Annotated in this window: 2 protein-coding genes and 1 riboswitch; both genes read right to left on the minus strand. The window is 75.4% G+C overall.

Annotated features, from left to right (window positions below):
* Window positions 1–1,240: cobyric acid synthase (locus tag ACFWN1_RS32910; RefSeq protein WP_384370314.1), on the minus strand; the 1,240-nt coding region annotated here is incomplete at its 3' end.
* Window positions 1,237–2,187, minus strand: coding sequence for a cobalamin biosynthesis protein (locus ACFWN1_RS32915; RefSeq protein ID WP_384370317.1), 951 nt, complete (start codon window positions 2,185–2,187; stop codon window positions 1,237–1,239). The genes ACFWN1_RS32915 and ACFWN1_RS32910, both read right to left, overlap by 4 nt.
* 119 nt (window positions 2,188–2,306) lie before the next feature.
* Window positions 2,307–2,379, minus strand: a riboswitch (cobalamin riboswitch).
* Window positions 2,380–2,505 lie beyond the last annotated feature (126 nt).

Here is a 2,505-nt window from a genome sequence, read left to right on the forward strand (position 1 = left end):
AGCCGTCCAGTACGGGTGTCCCGCCCAGCACCTGGGCGACCCGGTGATGGATCTCGTCCCCCTCGACCGGCTCGCCGCGGGCCGCCCGGGCGGGCGGGGCGCGGGTCTTCTCCGGGTGGAACCGCACCCGCACCGGGAGCAGTCCGAGCCCCGGCACGCTGCCGGCGCGTGACTCGACATCGTCCTCGATGTGCTCGCCGAGCAGCTGGAAGCCGCCGCAGATCCCGAGCACCGGGCGCCCCTCGGCGGCCCGGCGCGCCAGCGCGTCCGCGAGGCCCCGCTCGCGCAGCCACCGCAGCGCCCGCACGGTGCCGCGGGTGCCCGGCACCACCACGAGGTCGGCGTCCGCCAGCTCCTCCGGCCGGTCCACGAAGCGGACCACGACGCCGGGTTCGGCGGCGAGGGCGTCCACGTCGGTGAAGTTGGACATCAGCGGGACCGCGCACACCGCGACCCGCAGCACGTCCTCGCCGTGCGGGGGAGCGACGGCCGACTCCCGCACACTCCCGCGCAGCGAGACCCTGAGACCGTCCTCCTCGTCGATGCCGAGCCCGTGCCGGAACGGCAGCACCCCGTAGGTGTGCCGCCCGGTCAGGCCGCGCAGCATGTCCAGGCCCGGCTCCAGCAGCGTCACGTCACCCCGGAACTTGTTCACCAGGAACCCGGCGACCAGCGCCTGGTCCTCGGGGGAGAGCAGGGCGACGGTGCCGAAGAAGGAGGCGAACACCCCGCCCCGGTCGATGTCGCCGACCACGAGGACGGGCAGCCCCGCGCCCCGCGCGACCCCCATGTTGACGATGTCGGTGCGCCGCAGGTTGATCTCGGCGGGCGAGCCCGCGCCCTCGCAGATCACCGCGTCATACGTGCCCCGCAACTCGGCGAGACACTCCAGTACCGTGCCCAGCAGGGCCTGTTGACGCCCGCCGTGATACCCGCGCGCGCTCAGCTCGCCCACCGGCCTTCCCAGCAGCACCACTTGGCTGCTGCGCTCGCCACCGGGCTTGAGCAGGACGGGATTCATCAGCGCGGTCGGCTCGACCCGGCACGCCTGCGCCTGCATGGCCTGCGCCCGCCCGATCTCCGCGCCCTCCCGGGTGACGAAGGAGTTCAGGGACATGTTCTGCCCCTTGAACGGCGCCACCTTGACGCCCTGCCGGACCAGCCACCGGCAGATGCCGGCCGTCACCACGCTCTTGCCCGCGTCGGACGTCGTCCCCGCGACCAGCAGACCCCCGCTCACCAGCCCCGCCCCCTTCCGATGAGGCGCCCGGCGACGGTGACGCCGAGCGCGAGCATGCCGACCCGGCGGGAGAGCCGTACGGCCCGCTCGATGTCGGTGACCTGGACCGGCCGCCCGGTGCCGTTGAGCACGGGCCGGTGCTCGACCCGGCCGCCGTAGGAGAGGGCGCCGCCCAGCCGGACGCCGAGCGCACCCGCGAACGAGGCCTCCACCGGACCCGCGTTGGGGCTCGGATGCCGGTGCGCGTCCGCCCGCCAGGCCCGTACCGCGCCACGCGGGTCGTCCCCGGCGAGCACGGCGAGTACGGCGGTCAGCCGGGCGCCCGGCCAGCCGGCCACGTCGTCCAGCCGGGCGGACGCCCAGCCGAACCGGCGCAGCCGGGGCGACTTGTGCCCGACCATCGCGTCCAGCGTGTTCACCGCCCGGAAGCCCAGCAGCCCCGGCACCCCGGCCACCGCGCCCCACACCAGGGCGCCCACCACGGCGTCGGAGGTGTTCTCCGCGACGGACTCCACGACCGCCCGCGCTATCGCGTCGGCGTCCAGCGCCTGCGGGTCGCGGCCGCACAGATGCGGCAGCCGGTCGCGCGCGGCCGCCAGGTCGTCGCGCTCCAGGGCGCGGCCGACGGTACGCGCCTCGCGGGCGAGCGAGGTGCCGCCGACGACGGCCCAGGTGGCGGCGGCGGTCAGCGCGGCGGAGCCGCTGAAGCCAGGAGACACGGCGCGTACGGCGCGTGCCGCCACAGCTCCGAGCGCTGTGGCGCCTCCGGCGCACACCAGGGTGTGCAGCGCGCCCCAGCCGCGGTGGTCGTGCCACAACGCGCGCTCCACCCGCCCGGCGGCCCGCCCGAAGGCGGCGACGGGGTGCCTGCGCCGGGGATCGCCCAGGAGGAGATCACCGAGGAGGCCGGCTGCGGCACCGTACGCGTACGAGCGATCGGCGCCCATCGGCTAACTCGCCGTGGGCGTGCCGGTGTTCCGGGTGCGGGCTCTCGGGCGGCGGCCGGGCATCACGGTAGGTCCTCACTCAGGGTGTCCACGCCCTGGTTCGACGAGACCGGCGGCGAGAGTTCCTGGCTCCCGGGGACCGCTCCCCGGTGACAGTGGCGGGACCGCGCCGGATTCGCACCGGCTTCCTCTGCTGCCGCCGTACATGGCCCGCGCAGTCCACCACGTGTCCGGAAGGGCCGTCAACCTGCCTGTGACCTGCGGGAGAAGAGTGTGTGGAGCCCCACACCACCACCGCTGGGAACAGCGGAAGGCCCC

Origin of the sequence: Streptomyces sp. NPDC058459 (assembly GCF_042721685.1) — a bacterium.
Lineage (GTDB): Bacteria > Actinomycetota > Actinomycetes > Streptomycetales > Streptomycetaceae > Streptomyces.